Annotated in this window: 20 protein-coding genes and 2 pseudogenes; 6 read left to right on the top strand and 16 right to left on the bottom strand. The window is 38.8% G+C overall.

Going from position 1 to position 19,631, the window contains the following annotated elements; all coding sequences use genetic code 11:
- Window positions 1-66 (bottom strand): annotated as a pseudogene (locus FTU35_RS13550) (helix-turn-helix domain-containing protein); the annotation flags it as partial.
- Window positions 67-142: 76 nt separating this feature from the next.
- Between FTU35_RS13550 and FTU35_RS11675 the strand changes: the two are divergent.
- On the top strand, window positions 143-454 hold the full coding sequence (locus tag FTU35_RS11675; protein WP_180064758.1) for a hypothetical protein: 312 nt from the start codon (window positions 143-145) through the stop codon (window positions 452-454).
- A gap of 197 nt (window positions 455-651) precedes the next feature.
- Here the strand turns inward: FTU35_RS11675 and FTU35_RS11670 are convergent, their stop codons facing one another.
- From FTU35_RS11670 to FTU35_RS11655, 4 genes and pseudogenes are all read right to left on the bottom strand, one after another.
- Window positions 652-1,095 (bottom strand): hypothetical protein, encoded by a 444-nt coding sequence (locus FTU35_RS11670; protein ID WP_154320728.1) that lies wholly within the window; start codon window positions 1,093-1,095, stop codon window positions 652-654.
- 54 nt (window positions 1,096-1,149) lie between these two features.
- A pseudogene (locus FTU35_RS13570) lies at window positions 1,150-3,561 on the bottom strand (TonB-dependent receptor domain-containing protein).
- A 408-nt stretch (window positions 3,562-3,969) separates the two neighbouring features.
- Window positions 3,970-4,131 (bottom strand): hypothetical protein, encoded by a 162-nt coding sequence (locus FTU35_RS11660; protein ID WP_004973471.1) that lies wholly within the window; start codon window positions 4,129-4,131, stop codon window positions 3,970-3,972.
- A gap of 532 nt (window positions 4,132-4,663) precedes the next feature.
- A complete protein-coding gene (locus tag FTU35_RS11655; protein WP_026438431.1) occupies window positions 4,664-4,894 on the bottom strand; it encodes a hypothetical protein in 231 nt (76 codons plus the stop codon).
- Between the two features lie 212 nt (window positions 4,895-5,106).
- Between FTU35_RS11655 and FTU35_RS11650 the strand changes: the two genes are divergently transcribed.
- On the top strand, window positions 5,107-5,601 hold the full coding sequence (locus tag FTU35_RS11650; RefSeq protein ID WP_096901591.1) for a CinA family protein: 495 nt from the start codon (window positions 5,107-5,109) through the stop codon (window positions 5,599-5,601).
- Between the two features lie 7 nt (window positions 5,602-5,608).
- Here the strand turns inward: FTU35_RS11650 and FTU35_RS11645 are convergent, their stop codons facing one another.
- From FTU35_RS11645 to prpB, 4 genes are all read right to left on the bottom strand, one after another.
- Window positions 5,609-5,884, bottom strand: a complete 276-nt coding sequence (locus FTU35_RS11645) for a type II toxin-antitoxin system RelE/ParE family toxin (RefSeq protein ID WP_004973465.1) — start codon at window positions 5,882-5,884, stop codon at window positions 5,609-5,611.
- A 5-nt stretch (window positions 5,885-5,889) separates the two neighbouring features.
- Window positions 5,890-6,111, bottom strand: a complete 222-nt coding sequence (locus tag FTU35_RS11640) for a hypothetical protein (RefSeq protein ID WP_004973462.1) — start codon at window positions 6,109-6,111, stop codon at window positions 5,890-5,892.
- 298 nt (window positions 6,112-6,409) lie between these two features.
- On the bottom strand, window positions 6,410-7,546 hold the full coding sequence (gene prpC, locus FTU35_RS11635) for a 2-methylcitrate synthase (RefSeq protein ID WP_004973461.1): 1,137 nt from the start codon (window positions 7,544-7,546) through the stop codon (window positions 6,410-6,412).
- A 4-nt stretch (window positions 7,547-7,550) separates the two neighbouring features.
- Entirely contained in the window at window positions 7,551-8,435 is an 885-nt protein-coding gene (gene prpB / locus FTU35_RS11630; RefSeq protein WP_004973459.1) for a methylisocitrate lyase, read from the bottom strand.
- A gap of 337 nt (window positions 8,436-8,772) precedes the next feature.
- On the opposite strand from prpB, the gene FTU35_RS11625 reads away from it, so the two are divergent.
- The 3 genes from FTU35_RS11625 to FTU35_RS11615 all read left to right on the top strand — a co-directional run bounded on the left by FTU35_RS11625 (window position 8,773) and on the right by FTU35_RS11615 (window position 11,093).
- On the top strand, window positions 8,773-9,423 hold the full coding sequence (locus FTU35_RS11625; RefSeq protein ID WP_096901590.1) for a TetR/AcrR family transcriptional regulator: 651 nt from the start codon (window positions 8,773-8,775) through the stop codon (window positions 9,421-9,423).
- A 112-nt stretch (window positions 9,424-9,535) separates the two neighbouring features.
- On the top strand, window positions 9,536-10,456 hold the full coding sequence (argF, locus tag FTU35_RS11620; protein WP_004973455.1) for an ornithine carbamoyltransferase: 921 nt from the start codon (window positions 9,536-9,538) through the stop codon (window positions 10,454-10,456).
- Between the two features lie 148 nt (window positions 10,457-10,604).
- Entirely contained in the window at window positions 10,605-11,093 is a 489-nt protein-coding gene (locus tag FTU35_RS11615) for a hypothetical protein (protein ID WP_004973445.1), read from the top strand.
- 75 nt (window positions 11,094-11,168) lie between these two features.
- Here the strand turns inward: FTU35_RS11615 and FTU35_RS11610 are convergent, their stop codons facing one another.
- The 7 genes from FTU35_RS11610 to rpiA form a co-directional block, all read right to left on the bottom strand.
- Window positions 11,169-11,522: a YnfA family protein gene (locus FTU35_RS11610; protein ID WP_154320725.1), complete on the bottom strand. Its 354-nt coding sequence runs from the start codon at window positions 11,520-11,522 to the stop codon at window positions 11,169-11,171.
- Window positions 11,523-11,637: 115 nt separating this feature from the next.
- Window positions 11,638-13,914, bottom strand: coding sequence for an ATP-dependent Clp protease ATP-binding subunit ClpA (clpA, locus tag FTU35_RS11605; RefSeq protein WP_154320724.1), 2,277 nt, complete (start codon window positions 13,912-13,914; stop codon window positions 11,638-11,640).
- 9 nt (window positions 13,915-13,923) lie between these two features.
- Window positions 13,924-14,340 carry an ATP-dependent Clp protease adapter ClpS gene (gene clpS / locus FTU35_RS11600; protein ID WP_004973438.1) on the bottom strand — a complete coding sequence of 139 codons (417 nt, stop codon included), beginning with the start codon at window positions 14,338-14,340 and terminating at the stop codon, window positions 13,924-13,926.
- Between the two features lie 19 nt (window positions 14,341-14,359).
- Window positions 14,360-15,133, bottom strand: coding sequence for a DUF6776 family protein (locus tag FTU35_RS11595; protein WP_096901621.1), 774 nt, complete (start codon window positions 15,131-15,133; stop codon window positions 14,360-14,362).
- A 79-nt stretch (window positions 15,134-15,212) separates the two neighbouring features.
- Window positions 15,213-16,268, bottom strand: coding sequence for an N-acetyl-gamma-glutamyl-phosphate reductase (gene argC / locus FTU35_RS11590; protein ID WP_171458206.1), 1,056 nt, complete (start codon window positions 16,266-16,268; stop codon window positions 15,213-15,215).
- A gap of 187 nt (window positions 16,269-16,455) precedes the next feature.
- Entirely contained in the window at window positions 16,456-17,136 is a 681-nt protein-coding gene (locus FTU35_RS11585; RefSeq protein WP_154320723.1) for a M48 family metallopeptidase, read from the bottom strand.
- A 91-nt stretch (window positions 17,137-17,227) separates the two neighbouring features.
- On the bottom strand, window positions 17,228-17,899 hold the full coding sequence (rpiA, locus tag FTU35_RS11580; RefSeq protein ID WP_179995374.1) for a ribose-5-phosphate isomerase RpiA: 672 nt from the start codon (window positions 17,897-17,899) through the stop codon (window positions 17,228-17,230).
- A 106-nt stretch (window positions 17,900-18,005) separates the two neighbouring features.
- Between rpiA and ilvA the strand changes: the two genes are divergently transcribed.
- On the top strand, window positions 18,006-19,544 hold the full coding sequence (gene ilvA, locus FTU35_RS11575; RefSeq protein WP_180064757.1) for a threonine ammonia-lyase, biosynthetic: 1,539 nt from the start codon (window positions 18,006-18,008) through the stop codon (window positions 19,542-19,544).
- The last annotated feature ends 87 nt before the right edge of the window (window positions 19,545-19,631 follow it).

Genomic DNA, 19,631 nt, shown 5'->3' with positions numbered 1-19,631 from the left:
CTTGGCCAGAAAAATGAGTCGTTCTCGCTGTTCTAAACTAAGTGGTACAGAAACAATTCGAGGCATGTGTGAACATCTGTTAACTAAAAAAACTTTTTTCGCATGATTAGTTATTTTTGTCAACTTACTTGCATTCGGTTTAATGGGATGTAACTCAAATTTAAATAATGAAGTGAGCCAAGAAAAAGTACAAAGTAATGCACCTGCAGAAACACAAGTTATTTATTTTAATGGCCCACAAGATTTAACCATTGAATTAAAATCTTCAGATAATTTTGAAACTGCAGAAATGGTAGATAATTCAGACACAGTTTATCATTTAAAACGTGCTGTATCTGGTAGCGGTATTTTACTGAGCAATGATGATGGTGTATCTATTCACTTTAAAGGTGGTGAAGGAGTACTTGAGTTAGTCAAAGATCAGCCTATTAATATTACTGAATTTAAAAAATAGATTTTTTGCTGATCTATACTTAAAAACATCATTCATATTATTTATGATTGATAAATCATTCTATTTGTTATATTGATGATGCTTTTATTTATACAAGCAAGCTTTAAAATAAATACTGAATTAAAAAACCACCTTTTGAGCGATATGCCGAAAGGTGGTTTTTTCTATACTTTTTTAGGGCTTAAATTATAAGAGAGTTAGGTATCCGCTGTTGGAACAATACCTGCAACAGCACAGCCTTTGAAAACTTGATCGCCATAATCTAAGGTCACAGAAAATTCAGCCATTGTACCATCTGCATCTTTACACGGTGTCGAATTAATATTCACATTCACCGCTTTATTGTCATGTTGCCCCATAAACTCAACCCCTTTTGGATACGCTGAACGTTCAACTGGAATTTTAAAGTTTGGCAACGCTGTTCCTTCAACCTCAATCTGGTCGCCATCCACAAGTACACGCCATGATTGTGTTACACCATAAGCTGTAAACTGTTGGATTGGCCCATCATTCACAACTTCAGAGGCAGCTGCATCATTTGTTGTATTTTGCACAGCAGACTGTTGGGTTTCGACTTTTTCAACTGTATTTTCAGGTGCTTTAGATTGATTACATGCACTAAGTAATATTGCTGAACACACTACTGAAAGAACTAAATAATTTTTTTCATGTTTGCTTCCTTCTAAGCGTAAAAACTACAAATGTATATTGATGCCAATTTGAAATCCGCGACCAGGTAATGGTGCAATATATTTCAATGGTGAATTTTGTGGGCGTGCCTCTTCATTTAATAAATTTGAGCCATGTAAGAAAAAGTCAAAACTGGCATTTTTTAATGCAACTTTCTTTTTAATCGACATATCTAACAACTGATAACTTGGTAAAGCAACCTCATCAAAAATATTTTTACCTAAATATTTAGGCTGATCATAATAGGTACTCGTCACATTTACAGACCAATCTAACCAATCCCAAGTTAAGCTCGCCCCATAACGATTTGTTGGCATATTGGAAAAATACTGCCCTTCATTATTAGAGTCTGTATTGTCTGTATTTAATTGGGTCTTATTCTTCATTAGAGTCTGTATTGTCTGTATTTAATTGGGTCTTATTCTTCACTAAATCAGCGAAAGCTGAAACACTTAAATCACCGTATTTTTGTAGTGAAAATGTATGTGCTGCATCCACCTCAAAACCAGTAATTGTCGTATCTGTTTGCGTCCAATATTTTAACGGTAAACGATTACGCATCGACATTCCTGTATTGCGTAAATATAAATAATTATCAAAATTCATTTCATACACTGTGGTTTGTAAACGTGATGCAGAATTAGAAAAAATTGCCGTTAATTCTTTCGCTTTTAGTTTCTCAACTTTTAAATCTTGATTGCCTTCTTCTTGAGCTAAAACCGAATAATGCGGCTGACTACTATATAACTCATTAATTTCAGGTGCACGTTTAGCTGCACTATATTTTGCTTTTAATTCTAAATAATCTGTTAATCGAGTCCCCACACCAACAGAAAAACTGTTTAAATCAAAATCTCTATTTTCTAATGTTGTATTTTGTGCATTCCGTGCCAATTTAAAGCTTTGATCCTGAATTTTATGCTGCAATCGCTCGGCGCGATAACCTGCATCAAAGTAAAAACGATTAAAATCCAGCTTTTGTTGAATAAAATACGCAAAAGTTTCACTTTTGACATTCGGTAAATACTTTAAATCCCCTGCTCCTGTTACATCACTGTTAAAGTAAATCGTTCCTATTTCACCACTCAAGGTATAATTATTCAACAACTTCAATGGCGTTGTTGAATACTTAATTCAGCCTGTTGAGTATTAAATTGATACTGATTGGCATTTTCCGCCGCAATATATTCACCCGAACTATTATTGAGTTTTGCTGCTTTAACTTGTATCGACTCTACAAAATTTGCAGGCTGCTCCCATAGTGCATCTAGCGCAAAACGGTTCTGCTTGGTGTGTACACTAACTGGTAACAACTCAGTATAGCTACTTTGAAATGACTTATTTTCTAAAGAAAAACCCGGCACACCATATTGACTGCTTTTATGATCTGCACTGAAACCAATATAGCCTTGCTCCATAAAATAAGTTGTGCCAATCGCATAATGATCTTGTGTTGAGGCTGAATTGGCCAATTTTTTATAATAATTGGGTGTAACATCCTGGTTTATTTTTTGAATTGCTTCCTTACTCTCACCTGCAACATAGTCGGGATTTGGTGTATTGACATAATCTACATATCTGCCATTTACATACCAAGTTGATACAGGTTTATCGGTATATTTAGCCGACTCCTGACTATCATAATAATCTGATAAATTACTTGGATTTTGTTGAATATGTTCAAGCACATAATTATTTAAATAAGGTTGATAACGCGTATTAAATATTTTTTCGATACGAGTATCTTTTTGACACTGGCTGGCTAAACCTGTGTTTACCCCACCACGCCCACCAAATACTTGCGTTTCACACACAGCCGCCTTACTTACGCCAGGAATATCATACACATCTATTTCCTGCTGCGAAAATTGCAACGTGGTTGCCCAGTTTTTTTGATTATTCAATTCTATACGCATGCCTTTTGCATCAAACTGATTGAATCCTTTACGCAAAACAACTTCCATATAGTGTGATTTGTTGGCAATTTCTTTGGGTATTAAACCTGTATCAATATCAACACTCCCACCAATTGCCTGCCCACCATGTCTCACTGCATCCGACCATTTATTTACAGTGATGTTTTGGCTGAATAAAGAATCAAACGGAATGGCTATATCACCACTCATGGTATTTAAACCTTGAATACTTAATCCATTTTCCATTACACCAACACGATGCCCGCTCAAACTACGAATGACTGGCGTACCTGCATGTGGCCCAAAAGCACTGCTTTGTACACCCGATAAATGCTTTAAAGCATCTCCCAAAGTATTTGCCGTTTGAATTTTTTCTTTTCCCACAACATGGTCTGAGTTTTCTTGTTGTGCCTGCAAGCTTATGATTTCAAGTAAAGTTGTTTCAGCATGAGCTGTATGCATCATATAAAAAATGGATAAGCCGAGTAGCGTCAAACGCATTTAAAAATCCCCCAATACAATCTATTGTTATGTTATAACACTCCTACAAAGTGGTGTGATTTTTTTATCAACGGTAAATTTTTTATGCATCTAAATGCTGAAAAACAAATCGAATTTTAATAGTTTTTTTATACAATTCGCCTTATTTTGATCTTTATAATAAAGGTCACTTTTGTACATAAAAATAATGACTTATCTTAATAAATACTGCGCTAGTCTAAATTTTAGACAAAAAAATCCCACATGGGAATGTGGGAAAACTAAGAAACTACAGCTATGTTTCGTTCATTTATTTTATCGTCATCTGACCGACAAACAGTGGCATAAAATTACTTTTTTAAGTCTATTTTTCACCTTTAACATATCCCATTGGATCCGCATCGAAGTATACGATTTACACCTAGATTATTATTTCCGATCTAACTCTACTAGACCCTGTCTTGCTTCTGTAATGATCAGCTGAATTTCTTCATTTTGCTTTCTCTTTTGTTCAAAATACACATAAATGCCTAGAGAAAATCCCACAGCTAAAATGATCAGCGTCATCATGATAATTGCATTATGATTCATTATATTTAGCCCCTTTAAACTTCCTCACTATTGTGAGATGCAAGGACTATACACAGCAATAACAAAAATGCTCAATTCCAATAAAGAAAATACACTGTTTTTTTTAATTTTATCTAAGAAAAACACTTTATTATTTAACAATATAATAAAAACCAAAATGTAACACGCATTCAAAAAATACGTTAAAATTCAATTATATTTTGTTCTATCTGTCATGATTATATTTTTAAGATATTTTAATTAATTTTCTCTCTATCTCAATTATCAGTCTGTTAAAATAAAAATTGATCTAAAAAACATAAGCTTATTTAAGCCATTACAGCCCGTTTGAAAAATGCTAATCTACAAAAATACCAACACAAATATGTGACGTAGTTAGCATTTTTAATCAATTCTTCAATTTTTTCTTGTAATGTGAAATACAATTTTTTGCATCCAGTGACTAAAAAAACACCAACTTCGATACGCTCCACTGATGCTCAATCATTCTGCTGTTATATTGAAGCTCTGACTAATCTAGATTGAAATGACTTTAAATCACCAAAACTCTGACAATGATGGTTTGATGCTCCTCATTTTCCTCAATCAGTTGTAAACGCTTTTGTTCTTTACTCACGACTTTAAAGCGCAAGTTTTGATATTCAATAATGCTTGGAATTTGGTCAAAATATTGTGCATCAGCATCAATTTCATCCTCAAATAATGATGTACCAAGTTGATAGTCCAAACTTTTTAAAACGATATATTTCACCGTTGTTTTCATCACAGCATCCTTTTTATTACTTTTTGCTTTACTTTTATTTGTATCACCGTTAATGCCACGATTAAACCTATAATTGTAAATTTTGCTGTATTTATAGGCAGTTAAATCGTGAACATTCTTATTTTAGCATTTCACTTTTTGATGTTTTTTCGCACAAGTCGACAAAATTCAGTACACTTGAGCAACTTATTCTATTCACTTGCAGATTTATCATGCTCAAACAATGCTGTGCCATACTTGAACAACGCCAACAGACTGTGGCTTTTATTGAAAGTGCCAGCTCAGGTTACTTATGTAGTCAGTTTTCTATTTATAAAAATAGCGGTGCCAATATTTTACTTGGTGGATTAGTCAGTTACGACCCAAGCATTAAACGTGAGATTTTGCATGTGAATAGTGACTTAATTGCCACCTATACCGCTGAATCCGCAGAAGTCACACAAGCCATGGCAGTTCAAGGCAAAAAACTATTTCAACATGCAGATTTTATTGTGGCATGCACAGGGTTACTGAAACCAGGCGGCAGTGCCACACCAGAAAAACCTGTAGGGACATTTTTTATCGCCATTCATTATCAGCAGCAAACTTTTCAGTACAAATATTTTTTAGATGGCAATCCATTACAACGACTAGAACAGCTCACTCTGTTAGTCGCTCAAGACCTGATTGATCTAATGCAAGATACAAACACTTGTACTGCACCCTGAAGTAAACCTATCTTTTTAAGTCTCTATAAAAATTCTCATGACTGCCCAATTTTAAAAGATAGAGTGTCATGATTTCGTCATCACTCACAGAGTAAGCCAGTAGCACAAGCTGTTTGTCCATTTTAAATTTATAAACAAATACTCCTGCTAAATCCCCCACTTTAGCTTCTCCGATATCAGGATTATTCCAAACGGTTATTACGGCATTATCAACATCTTTTTTCTGCTGCTTGGTTAGTTTTTTCACTGTCCGTTCAAATAGGGGAGTTTGTTGTATATTCATTGAACTCAACCAAAGCTATATGGTGTTGTATTCCCTGCTTTGACATGCGCCATACTAAGCAACAAATCTGCTATATCTTGAAAAGTTAAATCGGGATTGTCTTGTGCGATTTTTCCAATTTTAGCCCAGTACTCAATTTGTTTAGTTGCACTTCTACTTTCAGCCATCCCGTAAATCTTTGCTGATTCAACAATATCGCTGTCGATTTTAACTGCTACATGTGACATTGCTTTTTCCTCATATTAATTATGGAATAAATTTTAGCCAATCATGCAACCATTTACAACCTTAAGAAACAAAATACAACAACCTTCTTTTATGATCAAATATTTAAAAATGCGCTATCGTACGCCCGATCTTTTTTAATTCTCTAACGCTTCAATAATTACTCATTGTATTTTTGACTACCCTCATCCAAACCTCAAAAAAAATAAGGTTCCATTGCTTAACAATGAAACCTTATCTTCAGCCTAAACTGCTGCATCACATGATGTTCATGCACGGTACAGCTTTTTAGACAACCAATTAAGCAGCCGAACGCTCTGCAATTGGTACAACTTTACGCAATTCTGGGCCTGTATAATCTGCACTTGGGCGGATAATACGGTTATCTGCACGCTGTTCCATCACGTGTGCTGCCCAACCTGTTACACGGCTCATCACAAAGATTGGTGTAAATAGTTTGGTCGCAATACCCATAAAGTGATACGCAGACGCATGGAAGAAGTCAGCATTACAGAATAATTTCTTCTCACGCCACATCACTTCTTCACAACGCACCGATACAGGATAAAGTACTGTATCACCTACATCTTGCGCTAAACGCTCAGACCAGATTTTGATGATGCCGTTACGTGGATCATTGTCTTTATAAATCGCATGACCAAAGCCCATGATCTTTTCTTTACGTTCCAACTTGCCTAGCATTTCACGTTCAGCTTCTTCTGGCGATGTCCAATTTTCAATCATTTCCATCGCTGCTTCATTCGCGCCACCGTGTAATGGGCCACGTAATGAACCAATCGCGCCTGTAATACATGAATGCATGTCAGACAAAGTTGATGCGCAAACACGTGCTGTAAATGTTGATGCGTTGAACTCATGCTCTGCATACAAAATTAATGACACATTCATGACTTGTTCATGCAATTCATTTGGTTTTTCACCACGTAATAAATGCAGGAATTGTGCGCCAATTGAATCATCATCCGTATTTTCTTCAATACGCACGCCATCGTGGCTATAACGATACCAGTAGCAAATAATAGCTGGCAAAGTCGCCAAGATGCGGTCTGCTACATCTTGTTGCTGTTCAAATGACTGTTCGGTTTCTAAGTTACCTAGCATTGAAACACCTGTACGCATCACATCCATTGGGTGTGAATCTGCAGGAATACGCTCAAGCACTTCTTTGAGTGCTTGAGGCAATGCACGTAAAGATTTCAATTTTGCTTTATAGGCAGCCAATTGCTCTGAAGTCGGCAATTCACCAAAGAAAATCAAGTATGCAACTTCTTCAAACTGACAGTTTTCTGCCAAGTCTTGCACATCATAACCACGGTAAGTTAAGCCTGCGCCACTTTTACCAACAGTTGAGAGTGAGGTTTTACCTGCCACTTGTCCACGCAATCCTGCGCCTGTGAGTACTTTTCCTTCAGCCATTTTTTTAATTCTCCTGTTTGAACAGCTTGTCTAATGTATTTTCAAAAGTATGATAATCAAGGAATTCGTATAATTCTTTACGTTGTTGCATTTTGTCTAAGACATTCACTTGCGTGCCATCTTTACGAATGGATTGCATCACTTCAAGTGCTGCTTTTTGCATAGCACGAGTTGGTGAAAGTGGATACAACACCATGCGAATGCCCTGCTCAGCCAATTCTTCAGTGGTGTAATAAGGGGTATCACCAAACTCGGTAATGTTTGCCAATACAGGTACACCTACGGCATCACATACAGTTTTATACATGGTAATATCAGTCATAGCTTCTGCAAAAATTGCATCTGCACCCGCTTCCACACATGCGCAAGCACGGTCAATAACCGCCTGTAAACCTTCTTTTTGCAAGGCATCAGTACGTGCCATGACTACAAAGTTTGAATCGGTTTTCGCATCAACAGCCGCTTTAATACGATCAACCATTTCTTGCTGGGTTACAATTTCTTTGTTTGGACGATGTCCACAACGCTTTTGTGCAACCTGATCTTCAATATGAACTGCAGCAGCACCCGCAGCAATCATTTGTTTAATACTGCGGGCAATATTGAATGCACCGCCCCAACCTGTGTCAATATCCACCAATAATGGTGTATCAACACGCTCAGTAATACGACGTACATCTTCCAAGACGTTGTCTAAACTGGTCATGCCCAAGTCAGGTAAACCGTAAGAATAGTTGGCAACACCTGCACCAGATAAATAAATGGCTTTATAGCCCACTTGTTTTGCCATCATGGCAGCATAAGCATTTACCGTGCCGATAATTTGTAATGGCTTTTCGACTTCCAAGGCTTGTCTGAATCTTAAGCCCGCAGATGTTTGTTCTGTCATCTTCCTTTCCGCTTTTCTTACTATATTTTTCGAGATTCGAGTATATCGAGAATGCGAGATCACGCCATGGCTTTTTAGAATCTATACTCTAAAACTTTAGTCAAATAATTTTCAAATTTATTGCACAATAAATTTTCGTGATGTTGGTTATTCTTTATTTTTGATAAACACAGCTTTTCAGTACACTAAATGAGCAAAATTTAAACTATTTTCTAAAAATATGGCTTTTTCAGCTCAAATCATGCCATGTGCAAGTACACTTCGACACAGCACGCTGTACATATATTTGTTATAATGACAATCTCCGTTCTATTTAATTGATGATTTTTTACTCAATATGCACGAACTCGCCCATTTCGCTCCTTTAGGTAAAGATATACCACCAACCAAGCGTGGTCATGAGCGATGTGTAGCGTTATTAGTCAGTGCAACTGAGCTATTTTTAGAGCGTGGTTACGATGCCGTATCCTTAGATGATATTGTGCAACACGCAGGCGGTTCTAAAGCGTCGATCTATAAATACTTTGGCAATAAAGAAGGGTTATTCAAAGCTATTTGTGATTATCGCCGTGATAAATTTTTTCAGGATATTCACATTCCCTTTGAACAAATTGATTCAAATTTACGTGGTTATTTGATTCAAACCTTATTGAATTTTTATCATCATATTTTGGAACCAGAAAATGCAGCCTTTATGCGTCTGGTATTAGAGCAAAGTCAGCGCAATCCTGATATTGCCTTACACATACATGAGCGCGGCCCTTTGCATGTGCAACTTTGTATTGCCAAAGTATTGGAACATGCCAGTCAGCAAGGTTTAATTTGCTGTGAACAGCCTATTTATTCTGCACAACTGTATTTTGGTATTTTAAGAAATTTTGAATGGCGTATCATCATGGGTATTCCAAAACAAGAAACAGAACAAGAAACAACCAATTATGTAAGTTATTGTGTAGATCGCTTTCTAGACGCTCATCAAAAAGCTTAGATTTTTTGCAATTTCTGCATCCTATAGTATATTAGCCGATTCCCTTTTTCACTTAACCAACCAACAACTAATTGTTGTTTTTTCTCATTCAGCAATTATTGTGGAGTAACGAATGGCTCTACGTCACTTTCTAACATTACGCGATTTATCGACTTTAGAACTGAATCAAATTTTGCAACGCGCCATTGAGCTCAAGCGTAAACAGCATAACAATGAAGTTTTCCAGCCTTTTCCTGGCAAAGTCATGGGTATGATTTTTGAAAAATCCAGCACCCGAACCCGTGTATCGTTTGAAGCTGGCATGAGTCAGTTTGGTGGTAGCGCAATCTTCTTATCATCACGTGACACGCAATTAGGTCGCGGTGAGCCAATTGAAGATTCTGCTCGCGTCATTTCAAGTATGCTTGACATTGTGATGATTCGTACCTTTGGTCACGACATTGTAGAACGCTTTGCTTCTTACTCTAAAGTTCCTGTGATCAATGCCTTAACTGACGATCATCACCCATGCCAACTCCTTGCAGACATGCAAACCTATGTTGAACACCGTGGTTCAATTGAAGGTAAAACTGTGGCGTGGATTGGTGATGGCAACAATATGTGTAACTCATATATTGAAGCAGCACACATGTGGGGCTTTAATTTAAAAATTGCGACACCGAAAGGTTATGAGCCAGAACAGCGCTTCCTGTCTGAATTTGCACACTGCGTAGAATTGGTCGATTCTGCTGAGGATGCAGCAGTGAATGCTGATCTGATTGTGACCGATGTTTGGGCAAGCATGGGACAGGAAGAAGAACAAAAAATTCGTGAAAAAGCGTTTGCAGACTATCAAGTGAATGAACGCCTGATGGATTTAGCACATCCTGATTGTTTATTTATGCACTGCTTACCTGCGCACCGTGGTGAAGAAATTTCTGAAAATATGCTCGATCACAAAAATGCTGTAGTGTGGGATGAAGCAGAAAATCGCTTACATGCTCAAAAAGCATTGGTTGAGTTTTTATTGAATGAAAATCTTAAAAAAGACTAAGCTTTAAAACCCGTCTTAAATATTCGCAAAACTTTGATGAGTTTTGTTACAAACAGCACCAAAAGGTGCTGTTTTTTTATTTGGCTCGCTATAATCTTGAGTTATGGTCTATTTTTCTAAAATTTCTAAAAGAGCCTAGATAAACAATATGATTGATAAAACACTTGCCACAATTACGCTGTGCACTACTACACTGATCGCGAGTGCTTCACTCTATGCCAAAGCCAGTGAATTAGATCAATATTTAGTCCAACAAAAGATTCTAAGTGCAGATTATAAAATTCAAAATATCGTCGCTTTAAATGAAATTTTAGATGTCATTAGTGATGAAGATTCTCGTACTATGCCTTATCAGGTCGATCAAAATACAGTGATTGAACAAAGTACGGCGACAGACAAACAAATCAATATTCGTGGCATGATTATTTCACCTGACTTCACGCAGTTTGTAGAAAGTACGGGTTATAACAATGTCAAAAATATGATTAAACAAAACTTAATTCATAATTGTGAATCTATTTTTGAGCATCAGTTCCAACGGGTAAATCCCTATGTATTGAACTTAAAACTCAGTGCAGAAAAAACCCAGTTTAATGTGCAATTGGCAAATAGCGAGTGCCAATTTAAAGCAGACTGAACTGTATTTAAAACTAAAACAACCTCAGCTTTAAGATTTAATGCCTAAGGTTTAATGCGTAAACCCAAATATAACCTAACGTATTAAACCTTGCGGTTGTAAAATAATGATCAATGCGCCTAAAACTACTATCATTCCACCGAACATATCCCAACGTGTTAAATTGACTTGATCTACATACTTTAACCAAATCAAGGCTGTACAAATATAAATACCACCATAAGCCGCATAAATTCGCCCCGATGCCGCAGGATGTAGAGTCAATAACCACACAAAAGCCGCTAAGGCTAAAATTGTTGGCAGCCATAACCACTGTGATTTCCCCTGATTTAAAATCAAATAAGGAAAATAACAGCCTAATATTTCCATAACTGTCGTAACAAAAAACAAGAACGTTGTGCTGGCAATTTTAGTGATCTGAAAATCCATAAATCCTGTGTGGTCTCTCTTTTAGCAGTAACGATTCAAGTTCACGCATCTGCGAATTCATAAAAAATAACCCATGTTCAACATGGGTTATTTTCAAAATTCAAATAAGGATTGATTAGGCTGGTTCAGCCGTTTGATCTTCAAAGACTTCAAGTTTCAAACCGACTGCCTTACCGTTCTCTTTCTTCACAGAAACAGCCACATTACCGCCCTGTTCTGCAAGTTCACCAAACAGAATCATTTCTGCCAATGGCTTTTTCAAGTGTTCCTGAATCAGACGTTGCATTGGACGTGCGCCCATTAAGCGATCATATCCATGCTCAGCCAACCATTCACGCGCATCTTGATCAACCTCAAGAATGACTTTTTTATCATCCAACTGCGCTTGTAATTCAGTCAAGAATTTATCCACTACATTTTCAATTACTGTAGTAGGTAAAGCTTTAAATTGAATGACCCCATCCAAACGGTTACGGAACTCAGGTGAGAAGGCTTTTTTCATCGCTTCTTGGTTGTCATTACTGTTGTCTTGATCCATGAAACCAATGCTCACGCGGGAAATACTTTCCGCACCAATATTAGTGGTCAGAACCAAAATCACATTACGGAAGTCTGATTTACGACCATTATTATCGGTCAATGAACCATGATCCATAATTTGCAGCAATAGGTTAAATACATCAGGATGCGCTTTTTCAATTTCATCCAACAACAACACACAATGCGGATTTTTATGAATCGCATCGGTGAGTAAGCCACCCTGATCAAAACCGACATAGCCTGGAGGTGCACCAATTAAACGTGAAACGGCATGGCGCTCCATGTACTCAGACATATCAAAGCGAACCAATTCCACACCCAACAGTTTTGCCAACTGCTTGGTAACTTCGGTTTTACCAACGCCTGTCGGGCCAGCAAATACAAAACTACCCACTGGTTTGTCTGGTGTTTTTAAACCAGCACGTGACAGTTTAATTGCTGATGCTAACGCTTCAATAGCTTCATCTTGACCAAAGACCACACGTTTTAAATCACGCTCAAGATGTTCAAGTACAGTCTTGTCATCTTTCGATACGGTTTTAGGTGGAATACGTGCAATTTTAGAGACGATATCTTCAATGTTTTCTACTGTGATTAAAGTATCATCTTGCTCAGCTCTTAAACGGCGCTGCGCACCTGCTTCATCAATCACATCAATGGCTTTGTCTGGCAAGAAACGGTCATTGATAAATTTGGCCGATAACTCTACCGCAGACACCAATGCTTTATCATCATATTTAACATGGTGAAATTCTTCAAATTTCGATTTTAAACCACGTAAAATATCAATCGTTTCTGAAATTGAAGGCTCATTCACATCAATTTTTTGGAAACGGCGTGAAAGTGCATGGTCTTTTTCAAATACCTGACGATATTCTTGGAATGTCGTCGAGCCAATGCAACGCAAAGTACCATTTGCCAACGCAGGTTTAATTAAATTTGATGCATCCATAGTGCTACCCATGCTTGAGCCTGCACCAATAATCATGTGGATTTCGTCAATAAATAAAATGGCATCAGGTTTCTTTTTCAAGGCATTTAACAGTTGTTTTAAACGCTTTTCAAAGTCACCACGGTATTTTGTACCCGCTACCAACGCACCGATATCCAAACTATATACTTCGGCATTTTCGAGTGGTTTTGGCGCTTTACCATTCACAATCAGCCACGCCAGACCTTCGGCAATAGAGGTTTTACCCACGCCTGGATCACCCACCAACAATGGGTTGTTCTTACGACGACGGCATAGAATTTGTGCAGCACGCTCAATTTCTTTTTCACGCCCAATTAACGGATCGGTTTTACCCTTTTGCGCTTCAGTATTCAAATTTAGCGTGTAAAGCTCTAACGGGCCAGCATTGGCAGAGCTTGAACTTTCGCTATCTAATTCTTCAACCTCTTCTTCCGCTTGCGTTTCGTCTTTACGTGTACCGTGCGATAAGTATTGCGTTAAGGTCAAACGGTTAATTTGATGACGCTTGAGTAGATACACGGCAAATGAATCACGTTCAGAGTACATTGCCACTAAAATATCTGCGCCTTCAACCGTACGGTCACCACCGCTAGATTGCACATGGAAAATACCACGCTGCAAAATGCGGTCAAAACTTTCGGTCGGGTGCGGCGCCTGATCGTTATTTTCAGCAAGTTTAGGGGTATGTTGTTCTACATATTCTTCGAGTTCTTTACGCAGCACAATAACATCTGCACCACACGCCTTGAGTGCATTGACTGCCGAATCATTGTCTAATAAAGCCAATAATAAATGTTCAACCGTTAGAAACTCGTGTCTCTTTTGACGAGCCATGCTAACAGCCAAACGTAGTGATACTTCTAATTGACGACTGAGCATGTAACCCCCTTAATCTTTAGGCTCAATCTGACAAAGTAATGGATGACCTTGTGATCGAGCGTAATTATTGACTTGGTTCGCTTTCGTTTCCGCAATATCCCGCGGATAGACCCCTGCGACACCTTTTCCTTCATAGTGTACAGTTAGCATTACTTGAGTCGCTTGGTCAAGATTCATTGCAAAGTATTGTTGTAAAATTTCAATTACAAAGTCCATTGGGGTGTAATCATCGTTCATTAAAACGACAACATATAAAGGTGGGCGTTTTAATTGTGGCGGCGCAGTTTGTACCGCAATATCACCATCATCTTCATGTCCTGCATCATCCACACTTAAACGCGGGGTTAAATGCCAATCGACATAGCCAGATTGATGAAAAGTGGTTTTAATTTCATTTAAACAGATGGATCTTTTTTGGGTTCGCATAAGTTTTACATATCACACATTATTGAGCGCTAGCTTCTGCTTGTGGAATTTCAGAAATAAAGGCAGAATCTGCCTCCACGGCTTTGCCTTTGCTCCAACTGAAGCGTTTAATCACAGGAGTTGCGCCATTTAAACGGACTTCAATAAAGTCTGGATTAAAGCCTTTAGGCATGCTCCAGCGCCCTGTTAAACGCTCATAATTATCAAAATTAAAATTGCTGTCTTCCATCGGAACAACCAGCACTTCTGTGCCTTGAATTAAACGCAGTTCTACCGTACCACTTGCACGTCGCTTGTTTGGACTCACTTGTACCAAATCGACCTGATATTCATAAGCATTGTCTGGTAATGGTTTCACCCCAAGATTTTGCACGGTCAGGCTTAAACCACCACGTTGACGCAAAACTTCACGATAAATCGCACTCATGCCTTCAGTACGTTGCTTATCTTCAGTTGCTTGAGTGAAAGCTTGATACAAATCATTGGAGTTACTGACCGCAACATCGCGTTCTTGAACCGCAGCATTTAAGCTCTTATTCAGACTTTCCAAACGCGTTTTTTGTTCTTGCACCACTTCAACCAGTTGTTCTGCATCGGCATCGTAACCAACCACAGTTAAGCCCTGACGATGCCCGACTGAATAGCCCAAAAAGCCACTACCTAAAATTAAAATGGCAGCACCAATTGCCAAAGGCGCATTGCTTTCAAGAAATGGCTTTTTTTCTGGCGGTGTAGATGAGGGTGTCATGCTTGAATTCGACTGTGACGTGGTTTCTGTATCGGTGTTATGCATCGTCATCTCTTGTTTTGATTCATTCAAAACACACATTTAAATCGAAATCTAAATGTGTGTGAAGTTGAAAAACGTGTTCTTATGGTAATAAACCAATCACCTCAAGTCCTGCATGTTCTGCAAAACCAAACATGAGGTTCATATTTTGTACTGCTTGCCCTGCTGCACCTTTCACCAAGTTATCTTGTGCCACCAAAAGTACTAATTTTTTCGGTTGTGGCTTATACAATGCGATACGCAACTGGTTAGCGCCACGTACTGAGCGTGTTTCTGGTGAACTGTTGGCTGGCATGACATCTACAAACTGTTCATTGGCATAAAACTGCTCGTACAGGCTTTGTAAATCTGCTGCATCACCTGCATCAGTTAAATCTACATAAATGGTGCTGAGCATACCGCGAATCATAGGTACTAAATGCGGTACAAACACAATGTGATTAAACACATCTTTTTGACCCGAAATATTTTCCAATGCTTCTACAATTTCTGGATGATGACGATGCCCCGCAACGCCATAAGCCTTAAAGTTGTCTGCATTTTCAGAATAAATCATGCCCAAACTGGCTTTACGGCCTGCACCAGACACACCTGATTTTGCGTCAATAATAATGCTTTCAGGTTTCACTAAAGCTTCAGCTTGTTTAAATAATGGTGCTAAACCAAGTTGCACTGTGGTTGGATAACAACCTGGGTTACCAATCACCTGTGCGTGTTTAATTTGCTCACGGTTGAGTTCAGACAAGCCATAAACTGAATCTTTTAAAATGTCTGGGCAAGCATGTTGCATGCCATACCATTTTTCAAACTGTGCTAAATCTTGCAAACGGAAGTCTGCTGCTAAATCGACTACTTTGGTATTGGCTGCAACAAGTTCCGCAGCATGTTGCATGGCAACGCCATGCGGTGTAGCAAAGAACACCACATCACACTGTTTTAATTCTTCGATGTTTAAATCTGAGTAGCATAGGTTTGTGTGCCCACGCAGGCTTGGGAACATATCATCTACACGGCGACCCGCTTCTGTACGTGAAGTCAGTACATTTACTTTTACATTTGGGTGTCGTAGCAAAAGACGCAATAATTCAACGCCTGTATAACCTGTACCACCGACAATACCAACTGAAATCACGTGCATTACCTCAATTCAAAAGCATGTTTAAGCTAACGCTATAGTATGACAGGAAGTTTTGGTTTTCTAAACTGTTTTACTAGGGTTTTGGGGCTTTTCTTTATTCTGTTGATTTTATAAAAGATGATTTGGATTGTAGTCAATACGTGCAACACCTTTGCATTGTAGTCTTATCATGTGGGTGTTGGCTTTTTTATTGATACCACCACCAAGGCAAAGACGTTGTTTTTAACTGCTTGCGATGCTGCAAATAGTGCGCATCATGCCGTTGTACTTCAACCCAAAATGCAGGACTATGATCAAAATGTCGTGTATGCGCCAACTCATGCACAGCAACATATCGCACAATTTGTTCAGGAAACAACACCAAGGCGCTATTGAGCATAATATGCTGTTGCGTACTGCAACTGCCCCAACGGGTTTTCGGTTGACGAATTGCGCACTGTTTAAATGGCAAAGCAATTTCATGACTGACTGTTTGCAAATATATCGGCAACATTTGTTTGGCATAAGCAATAACAAAGGCTTTTAAATATGCCGCAGGTTGGCGGTCACTAACCCATAGGCAATGCTGTTTTAAATCTAAAATAAAACTGTGTTTTTGTGTTTGATAATGAATATTTAAAGGCTCAGGCAAATTAAAAAGTGATAACTGATTTGGCAATTCACGCTGCACAAGTCCTTGCTGTGCTTGCTGTTTATGCCAAGTTTCAATCATCCACTGTTCAGATTGTTGCAAAAAATCCTGAATTTGTCGCTGAGTACAATATTTCGGTACAGTTAAGCGAATTTGATGCGGCTCGACACGCAAACGTAAACGTGTTGCTTTTGCATGTGGTGTGATTTGAATTTCAGGTAAGTCGGATAATGTCATTGTTGTTCTTTTATTAAATCCTCCCCGCCCCCTCCTTTAATAAAGGAGGAAGAAAAGCCCCCCATTAAAAACAAGGGACTTGGGAGACGAATTAAACCGCAGTACGTTCTTCAATGCCGTTATTGGTCGCTACAATTGCAATATCTGCTTTATTGATGGCAAAAATACCATTGGTCACAACACCCGGAATATCATTCAAGGTTTTTTCTAATTCCAACGCATTTAAAATATTTAAATTATAAATATCTAAAATCACGTTACCGTTATCAGTCACCACACCTTCACGGTAAGCAGGATCGCCACCTAAAGCCACAATTTTACGTGCTACCGCAGAACGAGCCATTGGAATGACCTCGATTGGCAATGCAAACTCACGTCCTAACTGCTCTACCCATTTTGAATCATCGACAATACAGATAAACTTACGTGCAATAGAAGCCACAATTTTTTCACGGGTCAACGCTGCGCCGCCGCCTTTAATCATGTGCATGTGACGGTCAATTTCATCTGCACCATCAACATAAGCATCTAAACTGCCCACAGAGTTCATATCGACCACTTCAATACCAAGTTTCTTTAAGCGCTCCGCAGTCGCTTCAGAACTTGCCACAGCTGCTTCTAATTGTAATTCAGGCAATAAATCAATCAGGAAATTCACTGTACTGCCTGTACCTACCCCCAAAATCCCGCCTTTAGGCAAATGTTTTAATGCTGCTTTGGCAGCCGCTTGCTTCTTTTCATCTTGGGTAGCATACAGACTCATGACTTCACTCAACTATTTTTGACATTTGTTGCCGATTTTACAGCGCAAATGTGCAGGGGTTTGTTACAATACCCCCCTATTTTAAACTGTTAGATGGAAGATTAACATGCTGTCTCGTTTGGTTCGACAAATTTTACAAGCAACGGTCTACGATGTTGCAATCGAAACCCCACTCGACGCAGCGCCACGAATTAGTGAAAAACTGAACAATAACATTCGCTTTAAACGTGAAGACTTACAACCTGTATTCTCTTTTAAATTGCGTGGTGCGTATAACCGTATTAGCCAATTACCCAAAGACCAACTTGAACGTGGTGTAATTACTGCCTCTGCAGGCAACCATGCGCAAGGTGTAGCATTGTCTGGGCAAGAACTGGGCATTCGCGCCATTATCGTTATGCCTAAAACCACGCCAGATATTAAAGTACAAGCGGTAAAACGCTTGGGTGGCGAAGTGGTATTACATGGTGACTCATTTGATGTTGCCAACAAATATGCAATTCAACGTGCCCAAGATGAAGGCATGACTTTTATTCCACCGTATGACGATGAATTGGTCATGGCAGGTCAAGGCACCATTGCCAACGAAATTTTGCGTCAATGGCGCGATGTCGAATATGTTTTCGTTGCTGTTGGTGGTGGCGGTTTAATTGCAGGTGTTGCAGCCTACTTGGGCGATGTCGCACCGCATGTCAAAGTCATTCCTGTAGAATATGATGAATCGGCTTGCTTAAAAGCGGCTTTTGAAGCCAATGAACGGGTTATTTTGCCGCAAGTGGGTTTATTTGCCGATGGTACTGCTGTCGCACAAATTGGTGAGAAACCGTTTGAAGTTTTACAACTACAAAAATCAGATCAATCAGGCCCAATTGTTGAGCGCGATGTAGTTTTGGTGAATACCGATGAAATCTGTGCGGCAATTAAAGACACCTTTGATGAAAACCGCAGCATTGTAGAACCTTCAGGTGCAATGGCTTTGGCAGGCATCAAAAAATATGTCGAGCAACACCAATTGCAAAATAAAAATATTGTGTCAATTGTCTGTGGCGCAAACATGAACTTTGACCGTTTACGCTATATTGCGGAACGTACTGAACTCGGTGAACATAAAGAAGCAATTTTTGCCGTGACCATTCCAGAAGAAAAAGGTGCGTTCCTTAACTTCTGCCGTGCGCTGCAAGGTCGTAATATCACCGAGTTTAACTACCGCGCCAGCGATGCTACTGCTGCACAAGTCTTTGTCGGCATCAGCTTAAAATCTGGTGAAAAAGAACGCCACGATATTTATGAGTTACTCAAAACCCAGTACGATGTTGATGATTTGTCGGATGATGAAGTAGCAAAACTACACATTCGTTATTTGGTCGGTGGTCATGCCGATATTGAAAATGAACGTCTATTCCGTGTGGAATTTCCAGAGCGTCCGGGTGCATTACTGACTTTCTTGGAGCGCTTAGGCCCAACCCATAACATCACCCTGTTCCATTACCGTAACCACGGTGCAGCGGAAGGTCGTGTATTGGTCGGTTTAGAAGCTTCGGATGCCAAACAGAACCCAGATGGTTTAATTGAAACTTTGGAAAAGATCACTTATCCATACCAAGAGATTACTAATAACTTGGGTTATCAGCGTTTCTTAAAATAACCGATCACACATCTCAATAAGTGCAAAAAACCGCTGATTTCAGCGGTTTTTTAGTCATATTGCTACAGTATAGAGCCCTAAAATATT

This window comes from Acinetobacter sp. YH12095, from assembly GCF_013419245.1.
Lineage (GTDB): Bacteria > Pseudomonadota > Gammaproteobacteria > Pseudomonadales > Moraxellaceae > Acinetobacter > Acinetobacter towneri.
Note: the sequence above shows the minus strand (reverse complement) of the source record. Positions and strands in the feature narration are given on the sequence as shown.